Origin of the sequence: Pseudomonas sp. P1.8 (assembly GCF_001269805.1) — a bacterium.
In the GTDB taxonomy this organism is placed as follows: domain Bacteria; phylum Pseudomonadota; class Gammaproteobacteria; order Pseudomonadales; family Pseudomonadaceae; genus Aquipseudomonas.
Window position 1 is genome coordinate 92,266 of record NZ_LHVM01000018.1, and the last position, 16,587, is coordinate 108,852.

General features: G+C 58.8%; 13 protein-coding genes. 5 read left to right on the top strand and 8 right to left on the bottom strand.

Annotated elements, in window-relative coordinates; translation table 11 throughout:
- Nucleotides 1-178 precede the first annotated feature (178 nt).
- Together AD668_RS20370 and AD668_RS20375 are read right to left on the bottom strand one after the other, a co-directional pair.
- Nucleotides 179-1,123, bottom strand: coding sequence for an FAD:protein FMN transferase (locus AD668_RS20370; protein ID WP_082344536.1), 945 nt, complete (start codon nucleotides 1,121-1,123; stop codon nucleotides 179-181).
- 334 nt (nucleotides 1,124-1,457) lie between these two features.
- Nucleotides 1,458-2,921 carry a glyceraldehyde-3-phosphate dehydrogenase gene (locus AD668_RS20375; protein WP_053161584.1) on the bottom strand — a complete coding sequence of 488 codons (1,464 nt, stop codon included), beginning with the start codon at nucleotides 2,919-2,921 and terminating at the stop codon, nucleotides 1,458-1,460.
- Between the two features lie 363 nt (nucleotides 2,922-3,284).
- Here AD668_RS20375 and mfd point away from each other — a divergent pair, with 363 nt between their 5' ends.
- The 3 genes from mfd to AD668_RS20390 are packed head-to-tail and all read left to right on the top strand — an operon-like array spanning nucleotide 3,285 to nucleotide 10,015.
- Entirely contained in the window at nucleotides 3,285-6,734 is a 3,450-nt protein-coding gene (gene mfd, locus AD668_RS20380) for a transcription-repair coupling factor (protein WP_053161585.1), read from the top strand.
- Nucleotides 6,735-6,744: 10 nt separating this feature from the next.
- Nucleotides 6,745-7,311, top strand: a complete 567-nt coding sequence (locus AD668_RS20385; RefSeq protein WP_053161586.1) for a CsiV family protein — start codon at nucleotides 6,745-6,747, stop codon at nucleotides 7,309-7,311.
- A 10-nt stretch (nucleotides 7,312-7,321) separates the two neighbouring features.
- Nucleotides 7,322-10,015: a DEAD/DEAH box helicase gene (locus AD668_RS20390; protein WP_053161587.1), complete on the top strand. Its 2,694-nt coding sequence runs from the start codon at nucleotides 7,322-7,324 to the stop codon at nucleotides 10,013-10,015.
- A 242-nt stretch (nucleotides 10,016-10,257) separates the two neighbouring features.
- On the opposite strand, the gene AD668_RS20395 is transcribed toward AD668_RS20390, so the two are convergent.
- The 3 genes from AD668_RS20395 to psrA all read right to left on the bottom strand — a co-directional run bounded on the left by AD668_RS20395 (nucleotide 10,258) and on the right by psrA (nucleotide 12,881).
- Nucleotides 10,258-10,995, bottom strand: coding sequence for an S-methyl-5'-thioinosine phosphorylase (locus tag AD668_RS20395; protein WP_053161588.1), 738 nt, complete (start codon nucleotides 10,993-10,995; stop codon nucleotides 10,258-10,260).
- A 9-nt stretch (nucleotides 10,996-11,004) separates the two neighbouring features.
- Nucleotides 11,005-12,015 carry a beta-N-acetylhexosaminidase gene (gene nagZ, locus AD668_RS20400; RefSeq protein WP_053161589.1) on the bottom strand — a complete coding sequence of 337 codons (1,011 nt, stop codon included), beginning with the start codon at nucleotides 12,013-12,015 and terminating at the stop codon, nucleotides 11,005-11,007.
- Nucleotides 12,016-12,173: 158 nt separating this feature from the next.
- Complete coding sequence (gene psrA, locus AD668_RS20405) at nucleotides 12,174-12,881, bottom strand: transcriptional regulator PsrA (RefSeq protein WP_053161590.1); 708 nt, start codon at nucleotides 12,879-12,881, stop codon at nucleotides 12,174-12,176.
- 229 nt (nucleotides 12,882-13,110) lie between these two features.
- On the opposite strand from psrA, the gene lexA reads away from it, so the two are divergent.
- Both lexA and sulA read left to right on the top strand, forming a co-directional pair.
- Nucleotides 13,111-13,719, top strand: a complete 609-nt coding sequence (gene lexA, locus AD668_RS20410; protein WP_053161591.1) for a transcriptional repressor LexA — start codon at nucleotides 13,111-13,113, stop codon at nucleotides 13,717-13,719.
- Nucleotides 13,720-13,729: 10 nt separating this feature from the next.
- Nucleotides 13,730-14,206, top strand: a complete 477-nt coding sequence (gene sulA / locus AD668_RS20415; RefSeq protein ID WP_053161592.1) for an SOS-induced cell division inhibitor SulA — start codon at nucleotides 13,730-13,732, stop codon at nucleotides 14,204-14,206.
- A 95-nt stretch (nucleotides 14,207-14,301) separates the two neighbouring features.
- On the opposite strand, the gene AD668_RS20420 is transcribed toward sulA, so the two are convergent.
- The 3 genes from AD668_RS20420 to AD668_RS20430 all read right to left on the bottom strand — a co-directional run bounded on the left by AD668_RS20420 (nucleotide 14,302) and on the right by AD668_RS20430 (nucleotide 16,493).
- Nucleotides 14,302-14,535, bottom strand: coding sequence for a hypothetical protein (locus tag AD668_RS20420; RefSeq protein ID WP_053161660.1), 234 nt, complete (start codon nucleotides 14,533-14,535; stop codon nucleotides 14,302-14,304).
- Nucleotides 14,536-14,629: 94 nt separating this feature from the next.
- Complete coding sequence (locus tag AD668_RS20425) at nucleotides 14,630-15,154, bottom strand: DUF6586 family protein (RefSeq protein ID WP_053161594.1); 525 nt, start codon at nucleotides 15,152-15,154, stop codon at nucleotides 14,630-14,632.
- A gap of 116 nt (nucleotides 15,155-15,270) precedes the next feature.
- A protein-coding gene (locus tag AD668_RS20430; RefSeq protein WP_172681848.1) for an IS3 family transposase occupies nucleotides 15,271-16,493 on the bottom strand; the annotation gives its coding sequence in 2 pieces (ribosomal slippage) (nucleotides 15,271-16,142 and nucleotides 16,142-16,493; 1,224 coding nt in all).
- Between the last annotated feature and the right edge of the window lie 94 nt (nucleotides 16,494-16,587).

Sequence of the window (16,587 nt, forward strand, 5' to 3'; positions counted from 1 at the left end):
CTCGGCACCTGCGGCTAAATCACGCCGATCTGTGGCGTGAAGGAACAATTTGGGGCCAGTGCAGAACCCGGACACAGTCTATAGAAGCGTCAACGCCGCGCACATTAACCCTTGGTCGCGTCGTAGGCTACTTTTGCCTGCACTACAACGCCAGTTTTCAATGCTCAAATTGCCGAAATCACTCGGTTTTTTCGCCACTGAGGCGTTCGAAAGCGTGACTGCTGCGTGTGACGAAACCTGTATCGGCACGAATCACAAAAAATGCGCCGATATCGTGTTTTTCGGCGTAGTCCAAACCGCGCTCAGGACCGAGAATCAGCAACAGCGTCGACAGGCCATCGGCCATCAAGGCTGAAGGATGAATCACCGTCACTGACGCCAAACTGTGTGAGACCGGTGCACCGGCGCGGGCATCGAAGGTGTGGGAAAAGCGCTGGCCGTCCTGCTCGAAATAATTGCGGTAGTCGCCGGAGGTGGAAACACCGTATCCATCGACAGCGATGATGCGCTCAGCCACCTGTCGGTCATCCCGAGGTTCTTCCAGGGCAATGCGCCATGGCGAGCCATCGGGCTTGTTGCCAGCGGCCTTGAGTTCGCCGGTGACTTCGACGAGGTAGTCGTGGATGCCTCGCCCCTCAAGCCTTGCAGCAATCGTGTCAACGGCGTACCCGGCAGCGATACTGTTGAAATCAACCTCGACGGCGGCGTCCTTGCAGAGTTGATCACCCTGAATGCGCAGGTGGGTGTAGCCGACACGCTGGCGCACCTCGGCAAGCGCTTCGGCCGTCGGCACTTTTTCCTCACGCGCCTGCGGACCGAAGCCCCACAGATTGAGCAGCGGCTCGACAGTCAAATCGAAAGAGCCTTCGCTTTGCGCAGACAACTGTTCGCCAACGCGCACCAATTCGAGGATCGGCGCAGGCATGGTCTGACAACGATTGGCAGGTAACGCGTTGAAGCGCTCAACGTCCGAATCACTGCGGTAGGTCGACATTTGCTGATCGACGTCAGCGAGGATTTTTTCGACTTGCCCCCGAACCTGGTCTGGAGCGGGAAGATCGGCACGGAGGACATACTTGATCGAATAACTGCTGCCCATGGTCGGGCCGCTGAAGCTTTCCATGGAGTCGCCGGAGCCACACCCGGACAGGGCAACAAATAGCACCAGAAAAGGACACTTGCACCCACTCGACAAATCCGTCTCCAATGGCGTTCTACCCTGACACAACGTCAAGGCCAACTATTATGCGATAGAACTGCAGGAGCGAGCATGCGCGCGATGGACGCAAGGGCACCGAGTCTATCCAGGCGCCCCGCGTAATCGTTCGCTTCCTTCGCGAGCATGCTCGCTCCTACAGAGGATCAGGCTGTAATCACGAATCACCGCCATAACCAACAATCCGCACAAACAAAAACGCCCCGACCAAGGTCGGGGCGTTTTCATGTGCAGCTAAGGCTTAGCGCGGGAAAGCTGGCGGGTTTACACCGGCCATGTCTTCCATCACGCGAACCACCTGGCAGCTGTAACCGAACTCGTTGTCGTACCAGACGTACAGAACAACGCGGTTATCCTGGGTAATGGTCGCTTCCGCGTCCACAACGCCTGCGTGGCGCGAGCCAACGAAGTCGGTGGAAACCACTTCCTGGGAGCTCACGTAATCGATCTGCTTATGCAGATCCGAGTGCATGGCCATCTGGCGCAGGTACTCGTTGATCTCTTCGCGAGTGGTGGCCTTTTCCAGGTTCAGGTTCAGGATAGCCATCGACACGTTTGGCGTAGGAACGCGGATCGCGTTGCCGGTCAGCTTGCCCTTGAGCACTGGCAGCGCCTTGGCGGCTGCGGTGGCGGCACCGGTCTCGGTGATCACCATGTTCAACGGCGCGGCGCGGCCACGACGGCTGCCCTTGTGGAAGTTGTCGATCAGGTTCTGGTCGTTGGTGAACGAGTGAACGGTTTCAACGTGGCCGTTGACGATGCCAAACTTGTCGTTGACTGCCTTGAGCACCGGCACGATGGCGTTGGTGGTGCAGGAAGCCGCCGAGATGATCTTGTCGTCAGGGGTGATTTCGCCGTGGTTGATACCATGCACGATGTTCTTCAGCGCGCCCTTGCCAGGTGCGGTGAGGATCACGCGGGCAGCGCCCGGGCAGGCCAGGTGCTGGCCCAGGCCATCGGCGTCACGCCATACACCGGTGTTGTCGACGATCAGAGCGTTTTCGATGCCGTACTGGGTATAGTCGACTTCGGCCGGGCTCTTGGCGTAGATCACCTGGATCAGGTTGCCGTTGGCGGTGATGGTGTTGTTGGCTTCATCAATGGTGATGGTGCCATCGAACGGACCATGGACCGAGTCGCGACGCAGAAGGCTGGCACGCTTGACCAGATCGTTCTCGGCGCCCTTGCGGACCACGATGGCGCGCAGACGCAGGCCGTCGCCACCACCGGTTTTCTCGATCAGGATGCGCGCCAGCAGACGGCCGATACGACCGAAGCCGTACAGGACAACGTCGGTGCCTTTGCGGGCGGAAGCGTTCTGCTGACCAACCACGTCAGCCAGTTCTTCACGGACGAACTGCTCGGCAGTACGGCCATTGCCTTCGGCCTTGAACTTGGCCGCCAGCTTGCCCAGATCCACCGAAGCGGCGCCGAGCTTGAGTTCGCTCATCGCCTTGATCAGCGGGAATGTTTCGTGGACGGACAGCTCGCTTTCGTCGGACTGACGGTGACGAGCAAAGCGGTGAGCTTTGAGAATCGCAATGACTGAACGATTGATCAGGCTGCGGCCATAGATCGAGCTCACCACGTTGTTATTGCGGTAGAGCTGACCGATAAGCGGAATCATCGCTTCTGCGAGTGCTTCACGGTCGATCCATTCACCAAGACACTGGTCGGGCTTCTGAGTCACGGGAACCTTCCACATGTAGGGGCAGAAAAAAGGGGCTACATTATGCCGCCCTGTGACGCGTGTAGCAATGCGCGCCTGTCGTGCAACCGGTAACAAATTCGCCTTCAAAAAAATCACGCCCCGCTGGAGCCCAATAAAACCGGGGCTCGCAGCGCCGTCATTTTTTTGGAGACAACGCTACCTTATCCGTAACCCTCCGTAACACCTGCTCGTTTTACCACTACATATCCGTTGTTTATCAGTAAAAAACCGGCGTTTTTTGTCTTTACCACTACATTTCGCCAAACCTGCGTAATAGACACAGTCTGCAACTGACAGGCGGCACCCTTGACCGCTACAATTACCGACTTTGTCGCAACGCTTGGAGCTCAACCTTCCGTGCCCGTTCTGCGTCTACCGCTTCTCCCTGCCGCGGCAGGTAAACAGCACTGGGGCAACCTGCCCGGTGCCGCCCTCAGCCTGGCCATTGCCGAGGCTGCGAGCGCTGCCAAGCGCTTTACCTTGCTGCTGACCGCCGATAGCCAAAGTGCTGAACGGCTGGAACAGGAGCTGAGTTTCTTCGCTCCGGATTTGCCTGTGCTGCATTTCCCCGACTGGGAAACCCTGCCCTACGACCTGTTTTCGCCGCACCAGGACATCATTTCCCAGCGCATTGCCAGCTTGTACCGGCTGCCGGAGCTGGAGCATGGCGTGCTGGTCGTGCCGATCACTACGGCCCTGCATCGTCTGGCGCCAACCAAGTTCCTGCTCGGCAGCAGCCTGGTGCTCGACGTCGGGCAGAAGCTCGACGTCGAACAAATGCGCACCCGCCTGGAAGCGACCGGCTACCGCTACGTCGACACCGTGTACGAGCATGGCGAATTTACCGTACGCGGTTCGCTGATCGATCTGTTCCCGATGGGCAGTAAACTGCCCTATCGCATCGACCTGTTCGACGACGAAATCGAAACCCTGCGCACCTTCGACCCGGAAAATCAGCGCTCCATCGACAAGGTCGATTCGGTCAAGCTGCTGCCGGCCCGGGAATTTCCGCTGCAAAAGGATGCGGTCACCCGCTTCAAGGCGCGGTTCCGTGAGCGCTTCGACGTCGACTTCCGCCGCTGCCCGATTTTCCAGGACTTGAGCAGCGGGATTACCCCGGCCGGTATCGAGTACTACCTGCCGCTATTCTTCGACGAAACCTCGACCCTGTTCGATTACCTGCCCCAGGACACCCAAGTGTTCTCGCTGCCAGGCATCGAGCAGGCCGCGGAAAACTTCTGGAACGATGTACGCAATCGCTACGAAGAGCGCCGCGTCGATCCATCCCGTCCTTTATTGCCACCCGCCGAGTTGTTCCTGCCGGTGGAAGACTGCTTCGCGCGCCTGAAGAACTGGCCGCGCGTGGTCGCCAGTCAACAGGATGTCGAAAGCGGCGCCGGTCGCGAACGCTTCCCCGCTCAAGAGTTGCCCAACCTTGCGATCGAAGCCAAGGCTACCCAGCCGTTGGCGGCACTGGCGAACTTCCTCGATGAGTTCCCCGGACGCGTGCTGTTTACCGCCGAGTCCGCGGGCCGTCGCGAAGTGCTGCTCGAACTGCTGGAGCGCCTGAAGCTGCGACCGAAAACCGTCGACAGCTGGCCGGACTTCGTCGCGGGCAAGGATCGACTGGCGATCACCATCGCGCCACTGGATGAAGGCTTGCTGCTGGACGAACCGGCCCTGGCACTGGTTGCCGAAAGCCCGCTGTTCGGTCAACGCGTGATGCAACGCCGTCGCCGCGAAAAACGCGCCGACGCCAACAACGACGCGGTCATCAAGAACCTCACCGAATTGCGCGAAGGCGCGCCGGTGGTACACATCGATCATGGCGTCGGCCGATACCTGGGCCTGGCGACCCTGGAAATCGACAGCCAGACCGCGGAATTCCTCGCCCTGGAATACGCCGAAGGCGCCAAGCTCTACGTGCCGGTGGCCAACCTGCATTTGATCGCCCGATACACCGGCAGTGACGACGCCCTGGCCCCGCTACACCGCCTCGGCTCCGAGACCTGGCAGAAAGCCAAGCGCAAGGCTGCCGAACAGGTGCGCGACGTGGCGGCAGAACTGCTCGACATCTATGCCCGTCGTGCCGCCCGTGAAGGCTACGCCTTCGCCGACCCGAAAGCCGACTACGCCACCTTCAGCGCCGGCTTCCCGTTCGAAGAAACGCCCGATCAGCAAACCACCATCGACGCCGTGCGCGAAGACATGCTTGCGCCAAAACCGATGGATCGTCTGGTGTGCGGCGACGTAGGTTTCGGCAAGACCGAAGTGGCCATGCGCGCCGCATTTATCGCCGTGCATGGCGGTCGTCAGGTGGCGATCCTGGTGCCAACCACCCTGCTCGCCCAGCAGCATTACAACAGCTTCCGCGACCGCTTCGCCGACTGGCCGGTGACCGTGGAAGTGATGAGCCGCTTCAAGTCGACCAAGGAAGTCAACGCAGCGGTCGCTGACCTTGCAGAAGGCAAGATCGACATCGTCATCGGTACGCACAAGCTGTTGCAGGACGACGTAAAGATCAAAAACCTCGGCCTGGTGATCATCGACGAAGAACACCGCTTCGGCGTGCGCCAGAAAGAACAGTTGAAGGCGCTGCGCAGCGAAGTCGACATCCTGACCCTGACCGCCACGCCGATTCCGCGCACGCTGAACATGGCGGTCTCAGGCATGCGCGATCTCTCGATCATCGCCACGCCGCCGGCCCGTCGCCTGTCGGTGCGCACCTTCGTCATGGAGCAGAACAAAAGCACGGTCAAAGAGGCCCTGCTGCGTGAGCTGCTGCGTGGCGGCCAGGTCTACTACCTGCACAACGATGTGAAAACCATCGAGAAATGTGCCGCCGACCTCGCCGAACTCGTGCCCGAAGCGCGGATCGGCATCGGCCACGGGCAGATGCGCGAACGCGAACTCGAACAGGTGATGAGCGACTTCTACCACAAGCGCTTCAACGTGCTGATTGCCTCGACCATCATCGAGACCGGCATCGACGTGCCGAGCGCCAACACCATCATCATCGAGCGTGCCGACAAGTTCGGCCTGGCGCAGCTGCACCAGTTGCGCGGCCGCGTCGGACGCAGTCACCACCAGGCGTATGCCTACTTGCTGACACCGCCGCGCCAGCAAATCACCACTGACGCGGAAAAGCGCCTGGAAGCGATTGCCAACACCCAGGACCTCGGTGCGGGCTTCGTGCTTGCTACCAACGACCTCGAAATCCGTGGCGCTGGCGAATTGCTCGGGGACGGTCAGAGCGGGCAGATCCAGGCGGTCGGTTTCACCCTGTACATGGAAATGCTCGAGCGCGCCGTGAAGTCGATCCGCAAGGGCGAGCAGCCGAACCTCGATCAACCGCTGGGCGGTGGTCCGGAAGTCAACCTGCGTGTACCTGCGCTCATTCCCGAAGACTATCTGCCGGACGTTCACACCCGCCTGATTCTTTACAAGCGCATCGCCTCGGCTACCGACGAGGAAGGCCTCAAGGACTTGCAGGTGGAGATGATCGACCGTTTCGGCCTGCTGCCGGAGCCGACCAAGAACCTGATGCGCATCACTGCCCTGAAATTGCAGGCCGAGATACTGGGTATCAAGAAAGTCGATGGCGGGCCGCAAGGTGGGCGCATCGAGTTCGCGGCGCAGACACCGGTCGACCCGCTGACCCTGATCAAGCTGATCCAGAGCCAGCCAAAACGTTACAAATTCGAAGGAGCCACGATGTTCAAGTTCATGGTTCCGATGGAGCGTCCGGAAGAGCGCTTTAATACTGTAGAGGCGCTGCTCGAGCGCCTCATCCCGAAAACTGCTTGAAGGACGCCGCATGCGCCTGTTTCGCTCACTGACCTTGTTGATCGCGTTGGTCGCGCCATCGGTATTTGCCGATGATCTGTATCAAGTTGAAATGATTCTGGTGCGTCAGAACGCCGTACCGGCGATTGTCGTCCGCGCCGCGCCGGAAGACTGGGCGGCGGGTGCCCAGCCCGTCAGCCAGGACAGCTTACGTACGCCGAGCCTGAATCCTGAAGTGGAAAAGCTCACTGCCAGCAACGAATACAGCGTCCTGTTGCACAAGGCATGGCAGCAGACGCTCGGTGAGACCGCGGTCAAGGTGGCGATCAGCGACGGCAAGGAGCAATTCGGCCAATATCCGATTGAAGGCACCCTGAACCTGACGCTTGGACGCTTCACCGATGTAGACGCCGATTTTTGGGTCAACCAGTTCGACAGCGAAGGTCTGGTCACCGCCAGCGAACGCCTGAAACAGGAAAGCCACACCAAGAATGGCCAGCTCAACTTCCTCGACAACGGCCACCTGGGCCTGCTGATCAAGATTACTTCCTTGACGGCGCCCGCACCCCGGGAAGCCCCTGAAGTCGTCCCTGACTGATTGAAACCCAATGTCCGCGACCCTGAGCAAACCCCTGGGACCTTCCTGGGTCAGCCGATTCAAGGAACAGAGCCTGGAGCGTGGCCGCCGCTACGCACTGGAAAACCGAGTCAGGATCGTCGAGGCGGGCGACGCTACGATCATCGCGGCATGCGAGGGCTCTGGTGGTAACGTTTACCGGCAGACCATTCGCCTGCGCGAGTCGGCCAAAGGCACCTTGCTGATGGTCGATGCGACATGCTCCTGCCCGGTCCACAACAACTGCAAACATTGTGCAGCGGTGCTGCTGCAAGTGCAGGAAACCCTCGACTATCCGGCGGCGGCGAAAGATGCCGAACTTCTGGAAAAACTCCAGGCCGTACTGGAAAACAGAAACCCGAAAGCGCCGCCGCAAGTACTGGTAGACAACGTGCAACCGGTGCCGCGCCTGTGGCTGGCAAGCATCGAGTTCAGCGCCTTCGAGCCGCGCAACGGGCGAATGCAGCGCTATATCCAGCATCGTGCGGCGCTGTCATTCAGTTATCTGGACGAATACGTTAGCGGCCAGAAAAATACCGACATCCTGATTCGCCAGGAGACTCAGACACTGCGGATAAAACGTCATCCGGAAGTGGAGCAGTCCTACCGCGAACAGCTGCGAATCCTCGGGTTCAAGATCGCCACCCGGCAAAGCAAGGCCCTGCCGGAAAGTGCTGGCGAACTGTTCGAGATGGTCAACGACAGCGCCTGGCTGACCTTCACCCTCAACGAACTGCCTAAGCTGCGCACTCAGGGCTGGGAATTGCAGATCGACGAAGACTTCGGTTTTGACCTGACCGCCGTGGACGACTGGTACGCCACGGTTGAGCAGGCACCGGAGCGCGACTGGTTCGATCTGGAACTCGGAATCATCGTCAACGGCGAACGACTGAGCCTGTTGCCGATCCTGCTCAATCTGATGCGTTCGCACACCGAAATCCTCAACCCGGAACGCCTGGCCCGGCGTCGTGACGACGAGTTGATCCTGGTGAACATCCCCCATCGACCGAACTCCGAGCACGGCCCACTGCAGGTCGCTCTGCCCTTCGGCCGATTGAAACCGGTGCTGGCGACCCTCGGCGAGTTCTACCTGCAGGAACCCGGCGAAACCACGCTGCGCCTGAGCAAGGCCGATGCCACACGACTGAACCCGCTGGAAGGCTTGCCGCTTCTTTGGGAGGGTGGCGAACAGATACGCACCTTTGCCCAACGCCTGCGCGACATCAAGGATTACACCGCTGCCGCGCCGGAAGGCTTGAACGCAACATTGCGCCCCTACCAGCTCGAAGGCCTGAGCTGGATGCAGTCGTTGCGACAACTGGAAGTGGGCGGGATACTCGCGGATGACATGGGCCTAGGCAAAACCCTACAGACGCTGGCACACATTCTCACCGAGAAAATTGCCGGTCGCCTTGATCGACCCTGCATGGTGGTCATGCCCACCAGCCTGATTCCCAATTGGCTCGACGAAGCGGCACATTTCACGCCGCAGCTCAAAGTGCTGGCGCTGTACGGTGCCGGCCGCAAGAAACACTTCGAAAAAATGGCCGATTACGACCTGATTCTGACGACCTACGCGTTACTGCCCAAGGATGTCGAACGCCTCGCGGCGCAGCCTTTTCACATACTGGTGCTGGATGAAGCGCAGTACATCAAGAATCCGACCAGCAAGGCGGCCCAGGCGGCTCGCGAACTGAATGCACGCCAACGCCTGTGCCTGAGCGGCACGCCACTGGAGAACCATCTCGGTGAACTCTGGTCGCTGTTTCATTTCCTGCTGCCCGGCTGGCTCGGCGATGTAAAAAGCTTCAACCGCGATTACCGCGTGCCGATTGAAAAGCGCACCAGCGAAGTACGACTTCAGCACCTCAACGGCCGGATAAAACCCTTCCTCCTGCGCCGAACCAAGGAACAGGTGGCCACCGAACTGCCGCCAAAAACCGAAATCATCCACTGGGTCGAACTCAACGAAGCCCAGCGTGACGTTTACGAAACCATGCGCCTGGCCATGGACAAGAAAGTCCGCGACGAGATCACACGCAAGGGTGTGGCGCGTAGTCAGATCATCATTCTTGAAGCGCTGCTGAAACTGCGGCAGGTGTGCTGCGATTTGCGCCTGGTCAACGACGCCACCCTGCCAGCGCGCGGCAGCACGTCAGGCAAGCTCGACAGCCTGATGGAGATGCTCGAAGAATTATTTGAAGAAGGCCGGCGGATTCTACTGTTCTCGCAATTCACTTCAATGCTGTCGCTGATCGAGGACGAGCTGAAAAAACGCGGCGTCGCTTATGCGTTATTGACCGGGCAGACCCGCGACCGGCGAACGCCAGTGAAGGAATTCCAGAGCGGCAAGCGTCAGATTTTCCTGATCAGCCTGAAGGCCGGAGGCGTTGGCCTGAACCTGACCGAAGCAGACACCGTGATTCACTACGATCCGTGGTGGAACCCGGCGACGGAAAACCAGGCAACCGACCGCGCGTATCGCATCGGACAGGAGAAGCCGGTATTCGTCTACAAGCTGATTGCCCGAGGAACGGTGGAGGAGAAAATTCAGCATCTGCAGAAGGAAAAATCCGACCTGGCGGCAGGCGTATTGGATGGACGCCAGGCTGGGGACTGGAAACTGCAGAGCGATGATATCGAGGCGTTGTTTGCACCATTGCCGGATAAGCTTGAAAAGCGCTGAGACTCTCGGCACCTGATCCGGCCTCTTCTCTGGCAAGCCAGCTCCTACAGTGTCCGCGTCGAACACACCCCTGCGAACAACCCCAAACCTGTAGGAGCTGGCTTGCCAGCGAGAAACTCAACGCACCATCAAGCCAGACGTTGCCCCCACAGTAACCGCGTCGAACACAACCCCTGCGAACGACACCAAACCTGTAGGAGCTGGCTTGCCTGCGAAGAACTCAACGCGCAATCAAACCAGACTCAGCCCTTGAGTACCCGCGCCAAAGTCGATTTCACCTTGCCCATCCCGTCATGCAACGCCTGCTCGATCTCGGCCATGGTGATCACCGCCGTCGACTTGCCTGCCGCCGGATTCACCACCAGCGACAGACAGGCGTAATCCAGTTCCAGCTCCCGGGCCAGCGCCGCCTCCGGCATACCCGTCATACCGACGATGTCGCAGCCGTCACGCTCCAGACGTGCGATTTCCGCCACCGTCTCCAGACGCGGGCCCTGAGTACAGGCATATACGCCATGACTGCTGTAGCCAACGCCTTCAGCCGCCAGTGCCGCGATCAGTTGCTGACGTAGCGGCTCGCTGTATGGATAACTGAAATCGATATGCGTGACCTGTTCCAGGTCATCGGCAAAATAGGTGTGCTGGCGACCGCTGGTGTAGTCGATCAACTGATGGGGCACACAGAAATGCCCGGTGCCCATGGCGGCGTGAATCCCGCCCACGGCGTTGACCGCGAGAATGGCTTCTGCACCCGCCTGCTTCAGTGCCCAGAGGTTGGCGCGGTAGTTGACCTGATGCGGTGGAAAGCGGTGCGGGTGGCCGTGACGCGCAAGGAACAGCACTTCCTTGCCCGCGAATTCGCCGACCTGAATCTCGGCTGAAGGGGCGCCATAAGGCGTCTCCACTGCCAATGACTGACGAATGCTCAGGCCTTCGAGTTGAGTCAGACCGGTACCACCGATAATCGCGTAAACCGTCATAAGCAGTCCTTAATCAATCAATTGAGCTTCTTTGAGTGCACCGACTGCCGCCAGCCACCGCGGGTCCTGACGGTATTCGATAGCGGCAAACGACTGACGGCGCATCTGCGCAATGCGCGCAGATGGCTTGACCTTCAGGCGTTGCACGGCGCTCAGGGCCAACTCGGCGGCCGCACGATCGTTGCACACCAGACCCATGTCGCAGCCAGCAGTCAACGCAGCTTCAATGCGGCTGGCGGCATCGCCAACCACATGGGCACCTGCCATGGACAGGTCATCGCTGAAAATCACACCATCAAATTGCAGTTCGCCCCGCAGAATATCCTGCAGCCAACGACGAGAAAAACCGGCAGGCCGGGAATCGACTTGTGGATAAATGACATGCGCAGGCATGACGGCAGCCAGTTGCTTGCTCAATTTTGCGAACGGCACCAGGTCGTTGGCACGGATTTCGTCGAGGCTGCGCTCGTCATTCGGGATCGCTACGTGAGAATCCGCCTCAGCCCAGCCGTGACCAGGAAAATGCTTGCCCGTCGCAGCCATACCGGCGGTATTCATACCGCGGATGAACGCACCGGCAAGTTGAGCGGCGCGCTCGGGATTGCTCTCGAAAGAGCGAGTGCCAACGACGGCGCTGCGCTGATAGTCGAGGTCCAGTACCGGAGCAAAGCTGAGGTCCAGACCCACCGCCAGCACTTCAGTGGCCATGATCCAGCCACATTGCTCGGCCAGGTGTTCGGCATTGGGGTTATCGGCAATCGCGCGCATCGCCGGCAAACGGATGAATCCCTGTCGCAGGCGCTGAACCCGCCCACCCTCTTGATCCACCGCCAACAACATGTCAGGACGTATGGCACGAATTGCCGCACTCAATTCACGCACCTGGCGTGGATGCTCAATGTTGCGAGCGAAAATGATCAGGCCGCCCACTTCGGGCTGGCGCAACAATTGGCGATCTTCAGCCGTCAGCCAGGTACCGGCGACGTCCACCATCAACGAGCCTTGCAGGCCAGCAGTCATAGAGATTCCTTGATAACGATAAACCCGGCTCGCGCCAAATCGCCGCCGAGGGCAGTGCCCGGCAGGTCGGCGATATCAATGGGGAGCGGGTTCAGAACGAGAGTCGGCATGGGCGGCTAGCTTAACGGATGTCAGCTGCCGCGCCCACCCGTGAGCGGTTAAACCTTGGCGGCAACCGATGTCGATTTGCTACGCGGACGCAACTGCGCGGTGGCCATGGCCGCGTCGGTGACACCCGTTTCGGCCCGCATGCCGGCAGCCAGGAACGGCACCATCAGGCGCATGACTTGCTCAATGGACGTATTGACACCGAAGTCGGTCTCGGCAATCGCGCGCAAGGCCTTGATGCCGGACATGCTGAACGCCGCCGCACCCAGCATGAAGTGCACGCGCCAGAACAATTCGATGGGAGGGATACGCGGCGCCGCTTCATTGACCAACATCATATAACGACGAAAAACCTTGCCGTACATGTCTTCCAGATAGCGACGCAAGTGCCCTTGGCTTTGACTGAACGCCAAACCCAGCAAACGCATGAAGATCGACAGATCATTGCCGCTGCGTGGCTGCACCACCAGCGCCTGCTCGACGAGGATTTCAAGCAGTTCCTCGAGCGTCGGCTTCATTTCAGGCTTGGCCTGACGGCGCTCCAGCTCTTTATCGAGGCTGATGCAGAACGGACCGAGGAAGCGCGAGAAAACCGCCTGGATCAACGCCTTCTTCGAGCCGAAGTGATAATTCACTGCCGCCAGATTGACACCGGCCTTGCTGGTGATCAAACGCAACGAGGTTTCCGCGAAACCCTTTTCCGCGAACAACTGCTCGGCTGCATCAAGGATGCGTTCAACGGTTTCCGACTGGGCCATGGCTACTCCGCCTGACAAACACTTGTTTGAAACATACGTTTCAGCCCGTGCATTGTCAAGCTTGGCGGTCACTTTTGGAAATGGCCGGTCAGACATTTAACCACACAACGGCAAAGCTTCAATCTACTGGTTCCTCGACCGTCCGGCGGGCAAGAAAAAAAGGGGCATTGCCAAGACCGTTTCACTGTATATAATCCCAGTCACTGTATAAAAAGACAGAGCGATCAATATGCTAAAGCTGACGCCACGCCAAGCAGAGATTCTGGCCTTCATCAAACGATGCCTGGAAGACAACGGTTACCCGCCGACCCGCGCGGAAATTGCTCAGGAACTGGGCTTCAAGTCGCCCAACGCCGCGGAAGAACACCTCAAGGCCCTTGCTCGCAAAGGCGCGATCGAGATGACGCCCGGTGCGTCCCGCGGCATTCGTATCCCTGGCTTTGAAGCCAAGGCCGACGACTCCACCCTGCCCATCATCGGGCGGGTCGCAGCTGGCGCCCCGATTCTGGCGCAACAGCATATCGAAGAGTCATGCAACATCAATCCCGCCTTTTTCCATCCGCGCGCTGACTACCTGCTGCGCGTCCATGGCATGAGCATGAAGGATGTCGGTATTTTCGACGGTGACCTGCTGGCAGTCCATACCACCCGCGAAGCGAGAAATGGTCAGATCGTAGTCGCACGGATCGGTGACGAAGTGACCGTCAAGCGCTTCAAGCGGGATGGAAGCAAAGTCTGGCTGATTGCCGAAAACCCCGAGTTCGCCCCTATCGAAGTGAACCTTCAAGATCAGGAACTGATGATCGAAGGATTGAGTGTCGGCGTCATTCGCCGCTAACGGAGGCTCCATGCACTTCCCACAGACTTCACCACAGCAAGCCCAACTGTCACTGTTCGAGGCATTCATGGCGCAGCCATTGGCGCCGATCCTCAAAGACGTGGCCGAGGCGCCCTGGAGCGCCGAACCCGAGGTTTTCAGTGAGTTGTCGCTGCGTGGCGCAGCCGGGAACTGCCTGAACCTTCTCGCACCGATTCTCAGGGAACTGAGCCAGGACCAGGACGCTCGCTGGCTCACACTGATTGCCCCGCCAGCCAGCCTGACTCAAACCTGGTTACGCGATGCCGGCCTGAACCGCGAACGCATTCTCTTGCTGCAACCACGCGGCAGCCAGAGTGCACAGCAACTGACCTGCGAGGCATTGCGCCTGGGTCGTAGCCACACGGTTGTCAGCTGGCTCAACCCGTTAAACGCCAATTCGCGGCAGCAGCTGATCAGCGCCGCTCGTATTGGCGATGCTCAAAGCTTGAATATTCGACTGGGTTAATGGGCAAATATCGGGTGCGACATTAAAGGCGCGAGGCTTCTCCAAGGACAGAGAAGCCGATGAATAGCGACATCAAAAAAAGCGACGGACGGGCATCAATGAAGAACCCGCGTACCCTCATCCTTGTCGAATTCGCCTTCAACCAGGCGACCTGCCATCTGAACACCCACGCTCAACATCGCCTTGGCGACTTCCACGTGCTGCCCTTGCAAAAACGCTTTGGCGTCCTCGGAGAAATCCAAAGTAACCAGAGAACCCTCGTCCTCGGCCCTGCGCAGCTCGATTCGGCCGTCTGGTAACTCGACAATTTCTAGAAAGGACGTTGGCATATAGGTGTGTTCTCCACGAAAGGCGGGGATTATATAGGCATCGCACAGGCTGCGCTTGGGATCTTGACCAACAGCCATCGTGCAGAGACGCCTGTCAGCACTCGTTCAACCCTTCGCGAAAACGGATCGCCAACCCTTTAAGGTTCTGACGCCAGCTCTCCAGCTCATCCCGGCTCAACTCTTCAGGCGCGTCCTCTTCATCCAGGTTGACGGCGAGGATCAGCGGCTGTGTGACATCCCCTTTAGGCTTGCGAGGCGCGCGTGGCGGTTGAAAAAGCGCGGCATGGGCAGACAGCAGTTTGGCCAGCCATGTTTCCGGGTTATTGGCCAACTCGACCATTTCGGCCATTTCCGGGATGGCGATGGCGTCCAACACTTCGCGAGTCAACAGCAACTCTGCACGAGGAGCATTGGCCTGGGGCAAACGATAGAATCCGGCAATCTCGTGGCACAGGCCCAGCAGCGCTCCGTACAGGTGAAACAGCGCTGATTCGCGACCGGCCTGAATCAGGGCCAGGGAATTCATCGCCCGCCCCTCCTCCGCTTTTGCGAGCGCTTCAAGCGACAGGCCGGCGAAGTAAATCTTCTGGTTGGTACGGGTATAGAGTTCGTGGGCCATGACGGCAGCCTCCACAACGAAATAATTGTTTCACGCAGGTCGGACAGTGTCGTGGATCAGCCGATCCGACCGCAAGCACTGTCTAGTCCTGAAATAGGTTTACACCTGTTTCAGTCTCAAAACGCCCGATGCACCGCATCGGGCGTTTTGTATTTCAAGGCCAGATGTGGCCGCTCCGCGTTGTAGATCAGCACCGATTCATCAACCATTCTCACCGCGTCGGCCAGGTTCTTGGGGCGATGCAGCAAAAACTCCGTCTTCAAAATCCCGTTTATTCGCTCCGCCATCGCGTTCTGATAGCAGTCATAGCCATCGGTCATCGAACAAATGACCCCGTGCTTGGTGTGAAAACGCTGATAAAGGTCGGAGCAATACTGCGCCCCACGGTCTGAGTGATGAACCAGCGGCTGCTTGGTTTTCCTTCCTCCTACAGCCTTCTTCAGCGCTTTGAGCACCGACTCTGTATGCAAGCTCTCATGCACATGATGTCCCACTATTTTGCGCGAGTAGGCGTCGGTGATCAGGCTCAGATAAGCAACGCTCTCCTGGGTAGGCAGATAGGTTATATCCGCAACCCAAACTTGCTCAGGAGCACAGGCAATGATTTGCTGCGGGCCTGCCTTGAGTAGGTTTGGATGGCGGCGAAATCGATGATGGCTGTGGGTGGTCTTGTGGTATGCCCGCTTGCGAGGGACCAATTCTCGCGCTTCTCGCAGGATGCTGAACAGGCGATCGCGCCCCACCCGCAGACTCGTTTCTGCTTCGGCCTGCAGCATATAATGCAGCTTGCGTGTTCCCAGCCTTGGCTGGCGCCGCCGCTTTTCCAAGACGAAATCCACGACCTTTTGATCGTCGCTAGCCTTCGCATCAAACGCTCGGTTGCGCTTGTAGTAAGCCTGACGTGAAATGCCCATGAACAGGCAAGCCCTGCTGATACTCAGGTCTTTGACTTGCCCTTGCGCGAGGACTTGCCGGGTCGCTTTTTTACGATGGATACACCGTAGTCGTTCTTCAAGACGTTTACGACAGCCTCGAAAAACTGAGCCTTTTGATTGCTCAGTTCAAGCTGTTCTTCAAGCTCTTTGATCCGCTGCTCGGGTGACAGCGGTACCGTGGACTCGGCCATGGAACTCTTCCTCAGCACTCGAATAGACGCGCCTTGGCTCCAATCCTGCCGACCATGCTTGCGTAACCACACCAACACCGTTGACCGACCCTGGATGCCATAGCGCCGTTGAGCCTCTTTATAACTCAACTCGCCCTTTTCGACCTGATCGACCACCGACAATTTAAAAGCCAGCGTGTAATCGCGCTGACTGCGCCTTTTCCCCGAATCCATTGCTCCCTCCTGAAAATAGGTCAGAAGGTGTAAACCTTATTCAGGACGGGACACTGATGTGAAAAAAGCCCACTGAACCGGCACCGGTCAGTGG